11 protein-coding genes are annotated in these 15,169 nt (G+C 58.1%); 7 read left to right on the top strand and 4 right to left on the bottom strand.

The window, feature by feature from the left end; translation table 11 throughout:
* Positions 1-6: 6 nt before the first annotated feature.
* The gene (locus tag AC0L8N_RS06830) at positions 7-888 is read left to right on the top strand and encodes a dienelactone hydrolase family protein (protein ID WP_473666830.1); all 882 of its coding nucleotides are present in this window, start codon (positions 7-9) and stop codon (positions 886-888) included.
* Between the two features lie 75 nt (positions 889-963).
* The gene (locus tag AC0L8N_RS06825; protein ID WP_473666829.1) at positions 964-1,890 is read left to right on the top strand and encodes a serine hydrolase; all 927 of its coding nucleotides are present in this window, start codon (positions 964-966) and stop codon (positions 1,888-1,890) included.
* Between the two features lie 7 nt (positions 1,891-1,897).
* Here the strand turns inward: AC0L8N_RS06825 and AC0L8N_RS06820 are convergent, their stop codons facing one another.
* Positions 1,898-3,904 carry a sulfotransferase gene (locus AC0L8N_RS06820; protein ID WP_473666828.1) on the bottom strand — a complete coding sequence of 669 codons (2,007 nt, stop codon included), beginning with the start codon at positions 3,902-3,904 and terminating at the stop codon, positions 1,898-1,900.
* 295 nt (positions 3,905-4,199) lie between these two features.
* Here AC0L8N_RS06820 and AC0L8N_RS06815 point away from each other — a divergent pair, with 295 nt between their 5' ends.
* On the top strand, positions 4,200-6,569 hold the full coding sequence (locus AC0L8N_RS06815) for a TonB-dependent receptor (RefSeq protein WP_473666827.1): 2,370 nt from the start codon (positions 4,200-4,202) through the stop codon (positions 6,567-6,569).
* Between the two features lie 79 nt (positions 6,570-6,648).
* Here the strand turns inward: AC0L8N_RS06815 and AC0L8N_RS06810 are convergent, their stop codons facing one another.
* A complete protein-coding gene (locus AC0L8N_RS06810; RefSeq protein WP_473666826.1) occupies positions 6,649-8,214 on the bottom strand; it encodes an N-acyl-D-amino-acid deacylase family protein in 1,566 nt (521 codons plus the stop codon).
* A gap of 208 nt (positions 8,215-8,422) precedes the next feature.
* On the opposite strand from AC0L8N_RS06810, the gene AC0L8N_RS06805 reads away from it, so the two are divergent.
* From AC0L8N_RS06805 to AC0L8N_RS06795, 3 genes are read left to right on the top strand one after another with little or no spacing between them, the layout of a single operon-like run.
* Positions 8,423-8,974, top strand: a complete 552-nt coding sequence (locus AC0L8N_RS06805; RefSeq protein WP_473666825.1) for a GbsR/MarR family transcriptional regulator — start codon at positions 8,423-8,425, stop codon at positions 8,972-8,974.
* Positions 8,975-8,996: 22 nt separating this feature from the next.
* Positions 8,997-10,385 (top strand): cytochrome ubiquinol oxidase subunit I, encoded by a 1,389-nt coding sequence (locus AC0L8N_RS06800; RefSeq protein ID WP_473666824.1) that lies wholly within the window; start codon positions 8,997-8,999, stop codon positions 10,383-10,385.
* Positions 10,378-11,412 (top strand): cytochrome d ubiquinol oxidase subunit II, encoded by a 1,035-nt coding sequence (locus AC0L8N_RS06795; protein WP_473666823.1) that lies wholly within the window; start codon positions 10,378-10,380, stop codon positions 11,410-11,412. Before AC0L8N_RS06800 ends, AC0L8N_RS06795 begins: the two co-directional genes overlap by 8 nt.
* Before the next feature lie 6 nt (positions 11,413-11,418).
* Here the strand turns inward: AC0L8N_RS06795 and AC0L8N_RS06790 are convergent, their stop codons facing one another.
* Positions 11,419-13,197, bottom strand: coding sequence for a DUF3592 domain-containing protein (locus AC0L8N_RS06790; RefSeq protein ID WP_473666822.1), 1,779 nt, complete (start codon positions 13,195-13,197; stop codon positions 11,419-11,421).
* A 238-nt stretch (positions 13,198-13,435) separates the two neighbouring features.
* Here AC0L8N_RS06790 and dbpA point away from each other — a divergent pair, with 238 nt between their 5' ends.
* Positions 13,436-14,821, top strand: a complete 1,386-nt coding sequence (gene dbpA / locus AC0L8N_RS06785; protein WP_473666821.1) for an ATP-dependent RNA helicase DbpA — start codon at positions 13,436-13,438, stop codon at positions 14,819-14,821.
* A gap of 31 nt (positions 14,822-14,852) precedes the next feature.
* Here the strand turns inward: dbpA and AC0L8N_RS06780 are convergent, their stop codons facing one another.
* Positions 14,853-15,116: a DksA/TraR family C4-type zinc finger protein gene (locus AC0L8N_RS06780; protein ID WP_473666820.1), complete on the bottom strand. Its 264-nt coding sequence runs from the start codon at positions 15,114-15,116 to the stop codon at positions 14,853-14,855.
* Positions 15,117-15,169: the final 53 nt, after the last annotated feature.

Below are 15,169 nucleotides of genomic sequence, written 5' to 3'. Positions count from 1 at the left end.
CTCAAAATGAGCGAGCAGGGCAACGATTCAGAAGTCTATGAGCTGTACGACAAATACTGTCATGGTCGTCTAACGCGCCGACAGTTTTTCGAGCGTGCAGCGATGATTACGGTAGGCGGTGTGTCCGCACTCACGCTGGCTGAGAGTCTGTTGCCGAATTACGCTGAGGCAGCGACGATTTCTTTTACCGACGAGCGAATCAAAGCGAACTATGTCAGCTACCCGTCTCCTGGCGGGAGTTCAGGCGAAATGCGTGGCTACCTCGTACAACCGGCCGGTGAAGGTCCGTTCCCAGCGGTGCTGGTTATGCATGAGAATCGCGGCCTCAATCCCTACGTAGAAGATGTTGCGCGCCGGGCGGCTGTTGCCGGCTTCCTCGCGCTTGCGCCTGACGGCTTGTCACCTATAGGCGGTTATCCCGGCAACGACGACGACGGACGTGCGATGCAAGCCAGTCTCGATCGCGGCAAGTTGCTGCAGGACATGGTCAACAGCGCGCGTTACCTGAAGGCGCACGATCTCTCCACTGGCAAGCTGGGTGCAACCGGCTTCTGCTGGGGCGGCAGCTCGACCAATGCGCTGGCCGTCATGCTCGGTGACGATCTCGATGCCGGCGTGCCGTTCTATGGTGGCGCAGCCGATACCGCCGACGTGCCGAAAATCACGGCCCCGCTGTTGATTCACTACGCGGAAGAAGACCCGCGGGTCAACGCGATGCGCGAAGATTATGCCGCCGCGCTGGAGGCCAACGGTGTCGAGTACGAAATGCACACCTATCCCGGAACGCGCCACGGTTTCCACAACAACTCAACGCCGCGCTTCGATGAAGCGGCTGCCGACCTCGCCTGGGAACGCACAATTGCTTTTTTCCGCAAGCACCTTGCCTGATTAATTGGTATTCCGTCGCAACGGGCTGACGTATGGTCAGCCCGTTTTACTTTTCATTCGATTTTGGAGTTGCGCATGATTCGTTCGGTTTGTTTGCTTACTGTCTTGCTTCTGATGGCAACGGCCGCTATGGCGCAAGAGTCTCACCAGGAAATTCTGGCGAACAAGTTTCAGCAAGGAATCGAACGTATCGCGGACGACTTGCCTGGCGTACTCGGTGTTGCCGTCGTGGATATTGATGGCGACCGAATTTTCGGGGTTAACGAATCGGAAATCTTCCCGCAGGGCAGTGCAATCAAAATTTCCATTCTCGCGGCCATGTACGTGCGCCAGGAGCGCGGCGAAATGGTCCTGACCCGGTCAGTGCCTATCCGCAAAGCAGACCGGGTTGGCGGCAGCGGTTACCTGACGCACTTCAGTGACGGCAATTCGTCACTGTCACTGCACGATCTCGCCATCCTGATGATTACCGTATCCGACAACATGGCGACCAATATTCTTATCGAGCAAACCGGTATGGATAACGTCAATGCCGTGATGGCCGATCTCGGTTTTGGCGATATCCGTCTGCAACGCCGGATGATCCGCCAGGAGCAGAGTGCCCGCGGCAACGAAAATATCGCCACCCCGACGTCGGCCGCGAAACTGATGCAGCGGATACTGCGCTGCGATTTGCCGATCAGCGGCGAAGCCTGTGCCGAGATGCAGGCCATACTGGCCATTCGACACGCGGGGCCGATTCAGGACAGGACGCCCAATGGCATTCGTGTGTTGCAGAAAACCGGCTCCATTGCCGGTGTAGCAACCTCATGGGGTGTTGTGGATCTGGAAGGTCGCCCGTACGCACTGGCGATGATGGGCAACTACGGTGATACCGCCGAAATCAACGACAGCATCCGGCAAATTACCGAACTCAGTCACTGGTATTTCTCGCGGCTCGCTGGTGCGACTGACTACGGCACGCGCGTGCCGGTCGAGTTGCTGGAGCGGGTGCGCAACTAGACCCGGTTCAATCGATGGGGTAGCGCTCGAGCACCGGGCCGAGCGCTGCTTTTAGCGGCTCGAGGTGTTGTGCAAAGTGCCGCCATTGCTCCAGACCGTCTTTGTAAATGGGTTGCCGGACCTGCTCAGAACTCGGCGTGCGCACCACGCGTTCCGTCTTGTAAAACTGCAGGCATTGCTCTTCGAACGGCAGCCCGCAGTAGTCGAGCAGTTTGCGTATCTGTTGCTCGCTGTCCGCGACCATGTCCTCGTACTGCACGCGGTGTACCCGTCCGGGTAGTACCGCATCCCAGTGATCCATCAGGCTGACGTAGTCGCGGTAGTAGCGACCGAGCGTGGTCAGGTCGTAGGTGAACGTCTGCCCGCGCGCGAACAATTGCTTGTAGCAGGAGAAGCAGCCGGCCATCGGGTGCCGCCGGGCATCGATGATCTTCGCGTTCGGCAGGATCAGGTGAATCAGCCCGATGTGCTGAAAGTTGTTCGGCATCTTGTCGATGAAAAACGGCGTGCCATGGCGCTGCACCGATGTGCTGCTGATGTAGCCGTCGCCCAGCTCCTGAACTTTTTGGCGGTCGAGCTTGGCGAGAATTTCCGGGTAGTACGACGCGGGATTCTTGCGGGACTTTTCCCCGAGAACACGCGCGATACCAATAATATCCGGCAGTTCGGCCGTGCCTTCTACCTGGCTATGGCTGGCGAGAATCTGTTCGAGCAACGTTGATCCGGCGCGCGGCAAGCCGACGATGAATATCGGGTCCGGCGCGGCAGAGCCCCAACCTTCGCGTTCGGCAAAGAATTCGCGAGTCAGGGTTCGGATCTGGCGCGCCGTATTAACAACGTTGATTTTGGGGTCGAAGCGGTGTTGCTCGCTGCGCACGGCATTGCCACGCTGGTAGGCTTTGAACGAGTCATCGTATTCTTTGCGGTCCTCAAAGGCCTTGCCAAGTGCGAACGACAGGTGCGCTTGTTCGACAGGATCGCCGTCGTCACGGATCTGTGCCTGCATGGCACGAATATCGTCATCGCTGAAGCGGAAGGTCTTGAGATTTGCGAGACTCCAGTAGGCTTCGCCGGCACTCGGGCTGAGCTCAATGCTCTGTCGATACGCGCGTATGCCTTCGTCCAGGCGACCCACGGATTTCAGCGTGTGACCGTAGTTCATGTGCACAGCCGACTGGTTTGGGTAGTCCTTGAGTATGCGTTCGTACAGTTCGAGTGCAGGTTCGTGGTCGCCCCGGCGCACGAGAACGGTACCTTTCAGGATCAGGTAGTTCGGGTTGTTCGGTTCCGCAATCAACAGCTTGTTGATCTGCTCGAGCGCATCGTCGAGTTCGTTGCGGCGAAACAGCGCCAGCGCGTAATTGTGGCGAGCCATGTGGAAGCCGGGCGCAAGTTGCAGACAGCGATCCAGTAGTTTGCAGGCGTCGTCGAACTGCCCGATCCGGATGCCGATGGTCGCGAGCATGCGGATGGCGACCACATCGACCGGGTCCTTCTTCAGGACGTCGCGGGTCAGTTGCTCTGCTTTGGCGATATTGCCCGCCCGCAGGAAGCGCGCCGCTTCGACCAGTTCCGGGTGGCGACTGGACAGTGCGAGGTGCCGCTCGTAAGCGCTTTCTGCTGCGTTTCTGTTGTTGGCGGCACTGAACTGATCGCCGAGCGTGCGCCAGGCGCCGGCATGCGTGTCGTCGAGCGCCACAGCGCGTTGCAGCACCGCTATGGCCTCGTCGCCGCGGCCGGCCGCGCCCAGGCACAGCCCCAGCTCATGAAGGAGATCGGCGGATTCCTGCTCCTGAGCGCAGATAGGCTCAATGACCCCGAGCGCCTTTTCGGGCTCACCCTGCAGGCGCCAGGCAACCCCCTGTATTTTCCGGGCCGCCACGGAGTCCGGGTGCGCGAGGGCAATTTGTTTCGCTTGTTCCAGTGCCTCCCGTGGATCGCGTTGCAACGTATCCACAGCGTGGCGCAAGGCGCTGGGCAGGTCATTCACAGGGTTGGGTGTGGCACTGGGCATGGATGGCTTCCGGGCGATATTTCATATAGTGATCGTAACCTGGGGAACTATTTGTGCGTTTTTGGCAACGAATACTCAGGCTCGTCGTCATAGCCATCAGCGATGTCCGGATAGGCACATACTATTAGCAGACAATAAGTTTCCTGAAGAGCGTCGTTGCTATTATGATGGTGGCGGTTGCGAAATCACAACGCTGCGGCCGTAATAGTGTCCTGCCGGAAACAGAGCAATACAAAGGCACACTGGCTGCAGCTGACGAAAACCGAATGACAATCATCAGATTGGGGGAAGGACCATGCAGGAATATCGAAAGAAGCCACTAGCGCTTGCTATCTCGGCAGCTCTGACCGGGTCGGCGCTGCTGGCAGCGCCCGCCACGGCACAGGAATCTCAACAAGGCCGAGCTCTTGAAGAGATCGTGGTTACGGCTCAGAAGCGCACAGAAAATCTGCAGGACGTGCCGGTATCTGTGCAAGTGCTTGGCAATACGCAGCTCGAACAGCTGAACGTCAACGGCTTCGAGGATTACATCGAATTTCTGCCGTCCGTGTCCTACACCTCAGCGGGTCCCGGTTACGGCATTCTGTACATGCGCGGAATATCCAGTGGCGGTGACGGCGTGCACTCCGGTTCAATGCCGAGTGTCGGCGTGTACCTTGACGAACAACCGGTCACGACGATCGGCCAGGTTCTCGACGTGCATATTTACGATGTTGCGCGCATCGAGACACTGGCAGGTCCGCAGGGCACGTTGTTTGGTCAGGGCAGTCAGGCTGGCACCTTGCGCATCATCAGTAATGAGCCCGTCATGGAAGAATTCCAGGGCAGCTACGACATTGGTGTGGATACCGTAAAGAATGGCGACCTTGGCTACACGCTGGAAGGCATGGTCAACATTCCGATCTCGGAGCGTGCGGCATTGCGGCTGGTTGGCTGGCGTGAATCGCAGGGCGGCTTCATCGACAACATTCCGGGCACAATCACCTACGCGGCCAGCGGTATCGTGGTTGATAACGCGGACCTGGTGGAAGACAACTTTAATAACGTCAACACCACTGGCGGTCGCGCGCTGTTGAAAGTTGATCTCAATGATCGCTGGACGATCACGCCGGCATTGATGTACCAGGATCAGGAGTCCAATGGAATCTGGGCGCACGATCCGGAAGATTTCGGCGACCTGAACGCGGTACGGTTTTTTGAAGACGGTCAGGATGAGGACTGGTTGCAGTCAGCGCTGACCATCGAAGGGGAGCTGACCGACAAGCTGAGCCTGGTCTATGCGGTATCTCACCTCGACCGCAATGTTGACAGCACAAACGATTACACCGGGTATGCGGAATACCTGGAGGATCTCTACGCGGGTTACGGTTACGACTGCTATCACTACGACGCAATGGGTGGTTGTGCCGATCCGTCACAGTTCATTCACGGCGACGAGACGTTTTCCCGCCTGAGCCACGAATTGCGCCTGCAGTCCACGGGTGACAGCGATTTTCACTGGATCGTCGGTGCATTCACGCAGAAGCAGGTACACAATTTCGACCTGCAGTGGATCGTTCCGGACATGAATTCCGCCAACTCGGTTATCGAAGATGGAACGACAGTGTGGCAAACCTACCAGGTTCGCACCGATCGTGACGAAGCGTACTTTGGTCAGTTTGGTTATGACTTCACGGACCAGCTGAGCGTCACCGCAGGCATCCGGCACTTCAAATACGACAACAAGCTGTACGGCTTTAACGGTTTCGTCGGCCACTGTACCGGTACCTACGATTCCAACGGCAACTTCACCGAAGACCGAACCAACGGCACCGTGCAGTACCCGTGCTTCGATACGCGGATTCTGGACGACTCAACCGATGGTGATGGCGAAAGCTACAAGATCACACTGGACTACCGTCTGAATGACGATGCCATGTTGTACGCGACGTACTCGGAGGGCTTCCGCTCCGGCGGCGTCAACCGGGCACGTGTGCCGGGTATTCCGAAGTACGCGCCGGACTGGGTGTACAACCACGAGATCGGCTGGAAAACGACCCTGCTTGATGGTCGGGTGCGGTTCAACGGTGCGGCTTACATGCTGGACTGGGAGAACTTCCAGTACGCGTTTTTGGATTTCGCGATCTCTAACTTGACGATCATCGGCAACGTTGGCCAGGCACGTACGTACGGTGCCGAGTTTGATCTGAACTGGCTGGCGACCGACAACCTCAATCTATCGTTCGCGGGTTCCTACAACCAGGCCGAGCTGGAAGAGCCGTACTGGCAGACCAGTGAGGATCGTGATGACGGACTGCCACCTCGCGCACCGACCGGGCAGGAAATGCCGTACGTGCCGAAGGTTCAGATGACGACCATCGCTCGCTACGATGTGGACATGCTCGGCTTCCCTGGCTATTTGCAGGCAGCCGCGTCGTACACCGGCTCAAGCTGGAACGATCTGGAAACGGCGCTGCGAGTGAAGCAGGCAGCCTACACGCTGGTTAACTTGTCCGCCGGTATTCAGGGCGAAGACTGGAACGTAGATCTGTTCCTGAACAACGTGACAGACGAGCGTGCGCAGATCGACATCTCGATACCGAGCTACGGCGGGGCGCTTGATTCCCGCACGTACACCAACCGGCCGAGATCGTTCGGTATACGCTTCGGCAAACGCTTCGACTAGTTAAGTCCTGGCAGCAATACAAAGGGCCACCTGCGCAGGCAGGTGGCCCTTTTTTTGCTTCGCTTGCCGCGCTCAAACGTTACGGCGCGTACTTTAAAAAGCGACCGGGGCGTGCAGCCAGTGCCTTGCCGTCCGAATACACTTTTTCACCGGCGACCCAGACGGCAACGATGCCTTCCGACAGCGCGTCAGGTTCCGCCGGTGTGGCGCGGTCCGTGACGGTGTCGGCATTGAACAGCACCAGATCCGCAACCATGCCGGGACGGATATAACCGCGTTCCTGCATGCCCATGTGGTCGGCGGCAAGACCGCTCATCTTGCGTATCGCGGCTTCAATGCTCAGCAATTTTTGTTCGCGAACGTAGCGCGCCAGAATGCGCGGGAACGAGCCGGTAGCGCGCGGGTGCAGATCAACGAGGCCGCCGTCGGTACAGATGTTGGTGTGTTCCCAGGACAGCAGCTGGCCGATATCGGAGTCCGTCATGCTGGTGCCGATGATGGAGTCTGCGCCACGGCCGGTTTGCTCTGACATCGCCTGCGATTCCTGCGCGAGTTGCGAGTAGGCCGATACAGCATCCGTCTCTCGAATCGCGGCAATCTCGGTCAGCGTTTTGCCAACGTATTCCGGTTGCGGTTCAAAGGCGGTCAGCCAGATGCCATCCGGTGGCGCGAGTTCGGCGAGTGCAAAACCCACTGCTTCGCGGTCGGTCGGGTCCCGTTCCGGCAACAGCACCATCATGTTCGATTGCCAGAATTCGTAGGGGTAAATGTCCGCGGTGATATCAATGCCCTCGGCACGCGCAGCGTTTAATTTCGCCAACACGTCAGGCGCGCTGCCCCACAAGCTCTTCATCGCCAGCTTGAAGTGCGAGATCTGCACCGGCATGCCGGTTTCGCGGCCGATGCTGATTATTTCGTCCACGGCTTCATGCAGCCAGCGGTCTTCGCTGCGCATGTGGCTGATATAGCGACCACCCTCGTCGGCAACAGCCTGCGCGAGCGCCAAGACTTCGTTGCTGTCTGAATAGATGCCGGGATCGTACTCCAGGCCCGTCGCCAGTCCGATGGCGCCGCTGGCATACTCCTCAAGCAGCAGGTCGCGCATGGCGGCGATCTCTTCCTCATTGGCCACGCGGCGAAAATCATCGCCCATGATTTCTTCGCGAATGGTGTTGTGACCGACGTAGCTGGCGAAGTTGAGGCTGGTGCCGGAAGCATCCAGTTGTGCGATGAAATCGGCCAGTGGAAACGGGGAGCCGCCGTCCTGGCCGACGACTACGGTCGTTATGCCCTGACTGATAGCGGCCAGTGCGCCGGGGTGGTCGAGGATGTCACTGTCAGCGTGGCTATGGGTGTCGATGAAGCCCGGTGCCAATGCGAGGCCACTGGCGTCCAGCACGGTTTCGCCGGGCAGGGGTTCCAATGTACCCACGGCCAGGATTCTCTCGCCGCTGATGCGGAGATCCGCGGTATAGGGCGCCTTGCCGCTGCCATCAATTATGGACGCGCTGTGAATCAGCAGCGTATCCGTTGGCGCTTCTGTGAGCGGTTTCGTAACGGGTTCCCCGGATTCCCCGCAGGCCGCCAGCAAGCTCGCCAGTACCCATGCCGCAAACGTCGCTTTTATCGTCATTCGGTATGTCATTGGTGCTCCCGCAATAGTTTGAATAGCAAGCAATTCCTGCCAGCCACGGTAAGCGATACTACCCCGCTGGCGGCGTCGATACTCGCTTGTCAGATTTGACAGGACCGGGATGCTGGCCGCCGAACGCCAGACCGCAAACCCGGGCAGGGTGACACGGGCGCGGTTAATTCTTATAATTTCAGGAATTCTTGAAATTACAGGAAATAAGATGACCCCGTCCCGCTACCAGCAAGATTTCATTCTGCATTTCGGCGAAATGGGCAGTCGCTGGGGTATCAACCGAACGGTCGGCCAGATTTACGCGCTGCTGTACGTGAGTGAATCACCGTTAAACGCAGACGACATTACCGCGGCGCTCGGCATGTCTCGCTCCAACGTCAGCATGGGGCTGAAAGAGCTGCAATCCTGGCGTCTCGTGCGTTTGCGGCACTTGCCCGGCGATCGTCGCGAATACTTCTCTGCGCCAGAGGACATCTGGCAAATACTGCAGACGCTGGTTGAAGAACGGCGCAAACGGGAAATCGATCCGACGATGAGCATGCTGCGCGATGCGCTGCTGGAAACCTCGGTCAAACCAGGCGACGAATACGCGCAGCACCGCATGCAGGACATGCTGGACTTGATGGAACTGGTTACCGGCTGGATGAACGAGCTCAGTGATCTGGACCGCGGAACGGTCGTCAAGCTGATGAAGCTGGGCGGCGGCGTCAAAAAACTGGTGGGCGTTCGTTCCGGAAAGACCGCTGCCGCGACATCCTGATTCGTGCTAAGGAGAGCAGAACGTGAGCACTTTTGATCCGTTGTTGTTGTCGCGAATTCAGTTCGCGGTGAACATCAGTTTCCATATTTTGTTTCCCATGATCACCATCGCGCTCGCCTGGGTCCTGCTGTTTTTCAAGATTCAGTACGACCGCAGCGGTGACACCCAATGGATCAACGCCTACCGCTTGTGGGTGAAAGTCTTCGCGCTGAGCTTTGCGCTCGGTGTGGTCAGCGGCATCACGATGAGTTTTCAGTTTGGCACCAACTGGCCGGGCTACATGGGAACGGTCGGCAATATTGCGGGCCCGTTGTTGGCTTACGAAGTGCTCACCGCCTTTTTCCTCGAAGCTACGTTTCTCGGCATCATGCTGTTTGGCTTCAAGAGGGTCAGCAATCGGGTGCACACCATCGCTACCGCGCTGGTGGCGGTTGGCACCAGCGTGTCGGCGTTCTGGATACTGGCATTGAACTCGTGGATGCAGACTCCAAGCGGTTTCGAAATGATTGACGGCGCTGCGCATGTTACGAGCTGGTGGGAAGTGATTTTCAACCCATCTTTCAGGTACCGGCTTCTACACACCGTTACGGCGTCATTTCTTACTGCGAGCTTTTTGCTGGCGGGTTTGTCTGCCTATCGCTGGCGGCGCGGGGATCGTACGCCAGCCGTTAAAGCCTCTTTGCGTACCGGCTTGTATATCGCCGCCATCCTCACTCCTCTGCAAATCGTCATCGGCGATTTGCACGGTTTGAACACCCTGGAACATCAGCCGGCGAAGGTCGCCGCGATGGAGGGCTTGTGGAAAACGCAAAAAGGCGCGCCGCTAGTGTTGTTCGCGATTCCCGATGCGGCAACGGAGACTAACAAGCTGGCAGTTACTGTGCCCAAGCTTGCGTCGTACATATTGACCCGTGATTTTGATGGCGAGGTGCAGGGCATTGACGCGTTCCCGGATGCGCACCCGCCCGTCGGCCCGGTGTTCTGGGCGTTCCGGATAATGGTTGGCACGGGTTTGCTCATGCTGCTGATGTCGTGGCTGGGCGCGTTCGCGATGTTCCGGCGCGGCGAACCCGGTCCGGCATTGACCCGCGGCCTCATCTGGATGACTTTCTCAGGCTGGCTTGCCGTGCTAAGCGGCTGGTATACAACCGAGATCGGCCGACAACCGTTTCTCGTTGCCGGCATCCTGCGTACCGAAGAGGCGGTTACAAACGTGCCGGCCGCGAGCATCGGCGCAACCCTGATCGGTTACGTCGTCATGTATTCCGTTCTGATATACGCCTATGTATCGGTCGTGTTTTACCTTGCGCGACAAGCCGGACTCGATACAACCAAAAAATCCGCGCCGCGTGCTTACGGTACCTCGCCCCTGACGCACGAGTCGTTGCCGCCGGAGACTGATCATGCATGAGTTGATTCCCGATCTCTCCCAGCCCGCTGGCTGGTTGCCACTGGCCTTCATGCTGGTGATGGGGCTGTCGATTCTGGCATACGTCATTCTCGACGGATTCGATCTGGGTGTTGGATTGTTGATTCCGTTCGCGACCGACAAGCAGAAGGACCGCATGATCGCGTCCATTGGCCCGTTCTGGGATGCCAATGAAACCTGGCTGGTGCTCGGTGTTGGCATATTGTTGGTCGCCTTTCCGCGTGCCCACGGCATAATTCTCGGCGAGCTGTATTTGCCGGTCGCGTTGATGTTGCTGGGTATTACGTTGCGTGGCGTCGCCTTCGACTTTCGGGTCAAAGCGCATGCGAATCACAAGGACACCTGGAACAACGCATTTTTCGCAGGCTCGCTCATCACCTCTCTGGCGCAAGGCTATATGCTCGGACGCGTGGTCACCGGTTTTGACCCCGGGGCCTGGAGCCATTTGTTTTCCGTCCTTATCGGTTTGTGCCTTGCCTCGGGTTACACGCTGCTCGGTGCTACTTGGCTCATCATCAAGACGATCAGCACACTGCAGTTGAAAGCCGTGAGCTGGGCACAACGAGCGTTGTTGCTGCTGGCCGTTGGCGTGGCCGCTGTGTCCGTTACGACACCGCTGGTTAGTCAGCGTGTCTACGAAAAGTGGTTTGGTATTGAGAATATCTTGGTGCTGTGGCCCATACCGGCCATGACGGCAGCGATGTTCTTCGTGTTGTATCGTTCATTAAGGCGTCTTCCGCTCCGCCTGGCTGACAACAACCAATACGGCGAGTGGGTGCCGTTTGTCGCAACTGTCGGCATCTTCCTGCTTGCGTTTCACGGTCTCGCCTACAGCTTGTTTCCGTACCTGGTTCTGGACCGGCTTACTATCTGGGAGGCGGCCAGCGCACCGGAGTCACTGATGTTCATGTTTGTCGGAACGGCGATAGTGTTGCCAGTGATCATTGCCTATTCGGTTTTTTCCTACCGTGTGTTTGGCGGCAAAGCGCAGGCGCTCGAATACGAGTAGGCGCGATCAATAGTTGTCGGTTAGCAGATTGCTGTCATCCGTTGGCGGCAATTCGGTGTCGGCTCTCGCCTGGCGTTTGATCGGCAACTGAAACTCGCGGGTGATGAAGTCCATGGCTGCTTTCGCTTCGCTCCGGCCCTTGAACCCTTCGCCAAGCAGCAGCTTCTCGCCAGCATGATCGTGTGCATACACTGAGTAGTAAATTACGTGTTTGCTGCCGGACTGCGATTGCATCGACGAATGCTTGCCCAAACGCTCGATGAGCTGCTTTTCCATGCGTCTTCGGGCTACAGGAATACCAAGTACGCGTCGTACGCTGACCAGTGCGGTGCCATCCTGAAAAACTTCAAGGGACCTAAACAGCATGTAGGCTGCAGCCAGCGCTATTAGCCCGCCTACTAGGCCAAACACGAGACCGAACAGGGGGCTGTCCCCATCAGAGGCAAGAAACCAGCCGCTGGCCACGAAGATTGCACCAAACACAATGCCCCCGAGCGCGCCCGCGAATTTCTGGCCCATGGGGAAATAAAGGCGTTTGCCGGCCGCGTACTGATCAAAACTGAACAGTTCACGAATGCGTTGCTCTGCACGGCTAGTCTGATGAGAGTTGGCGTTTCGAATTGCCATGGCGGACAAGTGGCGGGATTGGGTCGCTGTTGGATAAACAGGAATGTCGTAGTCCCGGTCCAGGTCTGCACCTGGCAGTTCGGTGTTCACGTTGATGCGCCACAAGCGGTAGCGATCCGTATTGCGTCTGGCGTCGGACGATTCGAGACCGGCCGGCACGTCAAATCGAAAGACCACTCGAGTGCCATGTCCGCCGGGTTCGCTGTGAGCCAATGCGGTGTCCTGCCACTCGGCTTTCTCGTGGCGGCTGCGATTCTTGCCGCTGCCACTCATGTAACTCTCGACACAGGTAAGCGTTAGCTCGAATTTCGTCTCCGGGTTGAACGGCAACTTGAGGTCGATCGTGCCGCCGACGTGTCCGCCTATGGAGCCCGGGAATGGATCGAGCACTACGGGCGCGAGCCCGAACCGGCGCCATTCGGCAACGCGTTTGCAGGCGAAGATCAACAGGCCGATACCGATGACGGGGAACAAGATACCTAACCAGGCGGCGGGATTGCCGTTGTTGAGTATTTCCTCGTACACCAGAAAAGGTAGTGGTGCTGAAATCAGATTCCAGAACACAGCGAAACCGACAGCTACCCACATCGTGGCTTTCGATCCCGAGCGGATTTCCGCTGTTTGCCAGGCGTCGTTCTGTAACCACGGCGTGCTCGATTCGTCGAGTGTGACGTTGGCCGGCCGTGCTCGCCATGCGTAAATCAACAGACCCAAACCAACGCCGCCGAACACGAACAGGAATATCGACTTGAATCCCAGCAGTCCCCAGCGAAGTTCGCGATCAATAACCGCTTCGCTGTGATTGTCGGGGTTGACGTACACGGTAACGGGCGCGCCTTGCGAGAGCGCACTGGACAAGCGATTGCCCGTGTCCGTCTGGTAGTCGCCAATGTTGTCGGCGCCGCCACTGATTGCAACGCGAGAGCCGCTGTAGCTTTGGCCATCGATCGTGTAGCTGTAAGTGGCGTAGGCTTCGTAGGTAGTTGAGTCATCACCTTGTTGCGTGCGGTAACCGGCCGTATGCAATTGTGCGTCTGCGCTCCGCCAATTCTGCATTTGCCAATAATCCATGAACGCGCTGCTGACACTCCACAGCATCCACAGGCCGACGGCAAAGAACGGCAAGCCGAACAACGACAGTCCAATCTTTCCTTTCATGAAACGGCTCGCGGCAACGACAGGCACAAACTCTAGCAATGCTCCTGGTCGCTTGCTGTGACGGGCGTCGCTGAGAGACGTCGCTCGCATGCCGGTGGCTGCCGGCCGGACGCTGTACCTGGCGTTTTTCGGCTTATCGGAGAAGGGAAGCAGCGCAATACCCGGTAATTCACTGTCAGCCTTAGCTCATAGTCCCTATACTCGGACGCCGCCCCAGCCACACTCAGTGCCAATTCTCATGACTTTTTCTACGCTCGACCTGAAACCGGCACTGCTCGATAACCTGGCTGGCCTCGGCTACCTTGAAACGACCCCGATCCAGTCGCAGAGTTTGCCGCCGATACTGGCCGGGCAGGACGTGATTGGACAGGCCAAGACCGGCTCGGGAAAAACCGCCGCGTTTGGTCTCGGCTTGCTGAATACGCTCGACAGCAGCAACTTTCGTACGCAAGCACTGGTGCTGTGCCCGACTCGCGAACTGGCCGATCAGGTCGCCGTGGAATTACGCCGACTCGCGCGCGGTATTCCCAACATCAAAATTCTGACCGTGTGTGGCGGCAAGCCGTTTCGAATTCAGGCGGCCTCCATCGAAAGTGGCGCGCATATTGTCGTTGGTACGCCCGGGCGAATTGAAGACCACCTGCGAAAGGCCACACTCGATCTGGCTGAAGTCACAACGTTGGTACTGGATGAAGCAGACCGCATGCTGGACATGGGATTTCAGGACTCGCTGGATTACATCGTCGGCCAGACACCGGCCAAGCGGCAAACGCTGCTGTTCAGTGCGACCTATCCGGATGAAATTCAGTCGATCGCAGGCCGGGTCCTGAAGATGCCGGTGCATATCAAGGTTGAAGAGACTCACGACAACGCGACGATACGCCAGCAGTTCTTTGAAGTGCAGGATGACGAGCATCGGTTGCGCGCTTTGCGTCTCTTGTTGCTGGAGAATCAGGCCGAATCAACCCTGGTGTTCTGCAACACGAAGGTTGAGACACGCGATGTCGCCAGCGCGTTGCGTCAGGCCGGTTTCAGCGTGTTGGCTATCCACGGTGATCTGGAGCAGCGTGATCGCGATTCCACGCTGGTTCGCTTTGCACACAAGAGCGTTTCCGTACTGGTCGCGACGGACGTTGCGGCGCGCGGACTCGATATCGACGCGCTCGACGTTGTAATCAACTACCGTATTGCGCACGAGAGTGAGATTCATTTGCACCGCATCGGCCGCACAGGTCGTGCCGGTGGCAGCGGTTTGGCCTGCACGCTGTTCAGTGCGAGCGAAGCGCACAAGGTATCGGCGTTGCAGGACTTCACCGGCACAAAGGTCGCCATGGGTGCGTTGCCCGATGACAGCGTGCTTAAGGAGACTCCGGCGCAGCCGGCCATGGAGTCATTGCTGATCGATGGTGGCAAAAAACAGAAAATCCGGCCGGGCGATATCCTCGGTGCTCTAACGGGCGACAACGGTATCGCGGGTGATCAGGTCGGTAAGATTTCGATATTCGACATACGCTCATTCGTCGCCGTGCGCCGCTCGGTTGCGGCGCAGGCCGTGAAAAAGTTGTCGCAGGGCAAGTTGAAAGGAAAGTCGTTTCGGGTTCGGCTGCTACGCGGCCACCCCTGACGTAACCACTGATTTTTCACCCGGGCCGGGCTCAGCGGAGCTGACTGTCCTTGCTGCCGCGCCGATTGAAGCCGCCCGCTTTCTGCTGCTGGTCGCGTTCCGACTGACAACCGATACACAGGCGTACGCCGGGCACGGCGATGCGGCGCGCTTCCGGAATGTCGGCATCGCACTCTTCGCACTGCTTGCGCGATTCACCTTTTGGCAGATTGTCGCGCGCACGTTTGACGGCGTCTTCGACGCTTGCGTCAATCTGGTCTTGTACGGCCCCGTCGCGGGCCCAGCCACCGGCCATGCCTTACTCCTCAACCAAAAAACAGGGCAGTTGCCACTGCCTGAACAATCTAT

The organism is Woeseia sp. D3-10, from assembly GCF_055809415.1.
Note: the sequence above shows the minus strand (reverse complement) of the source record. Positions and strands in the feature narration are given on the sequence as shown.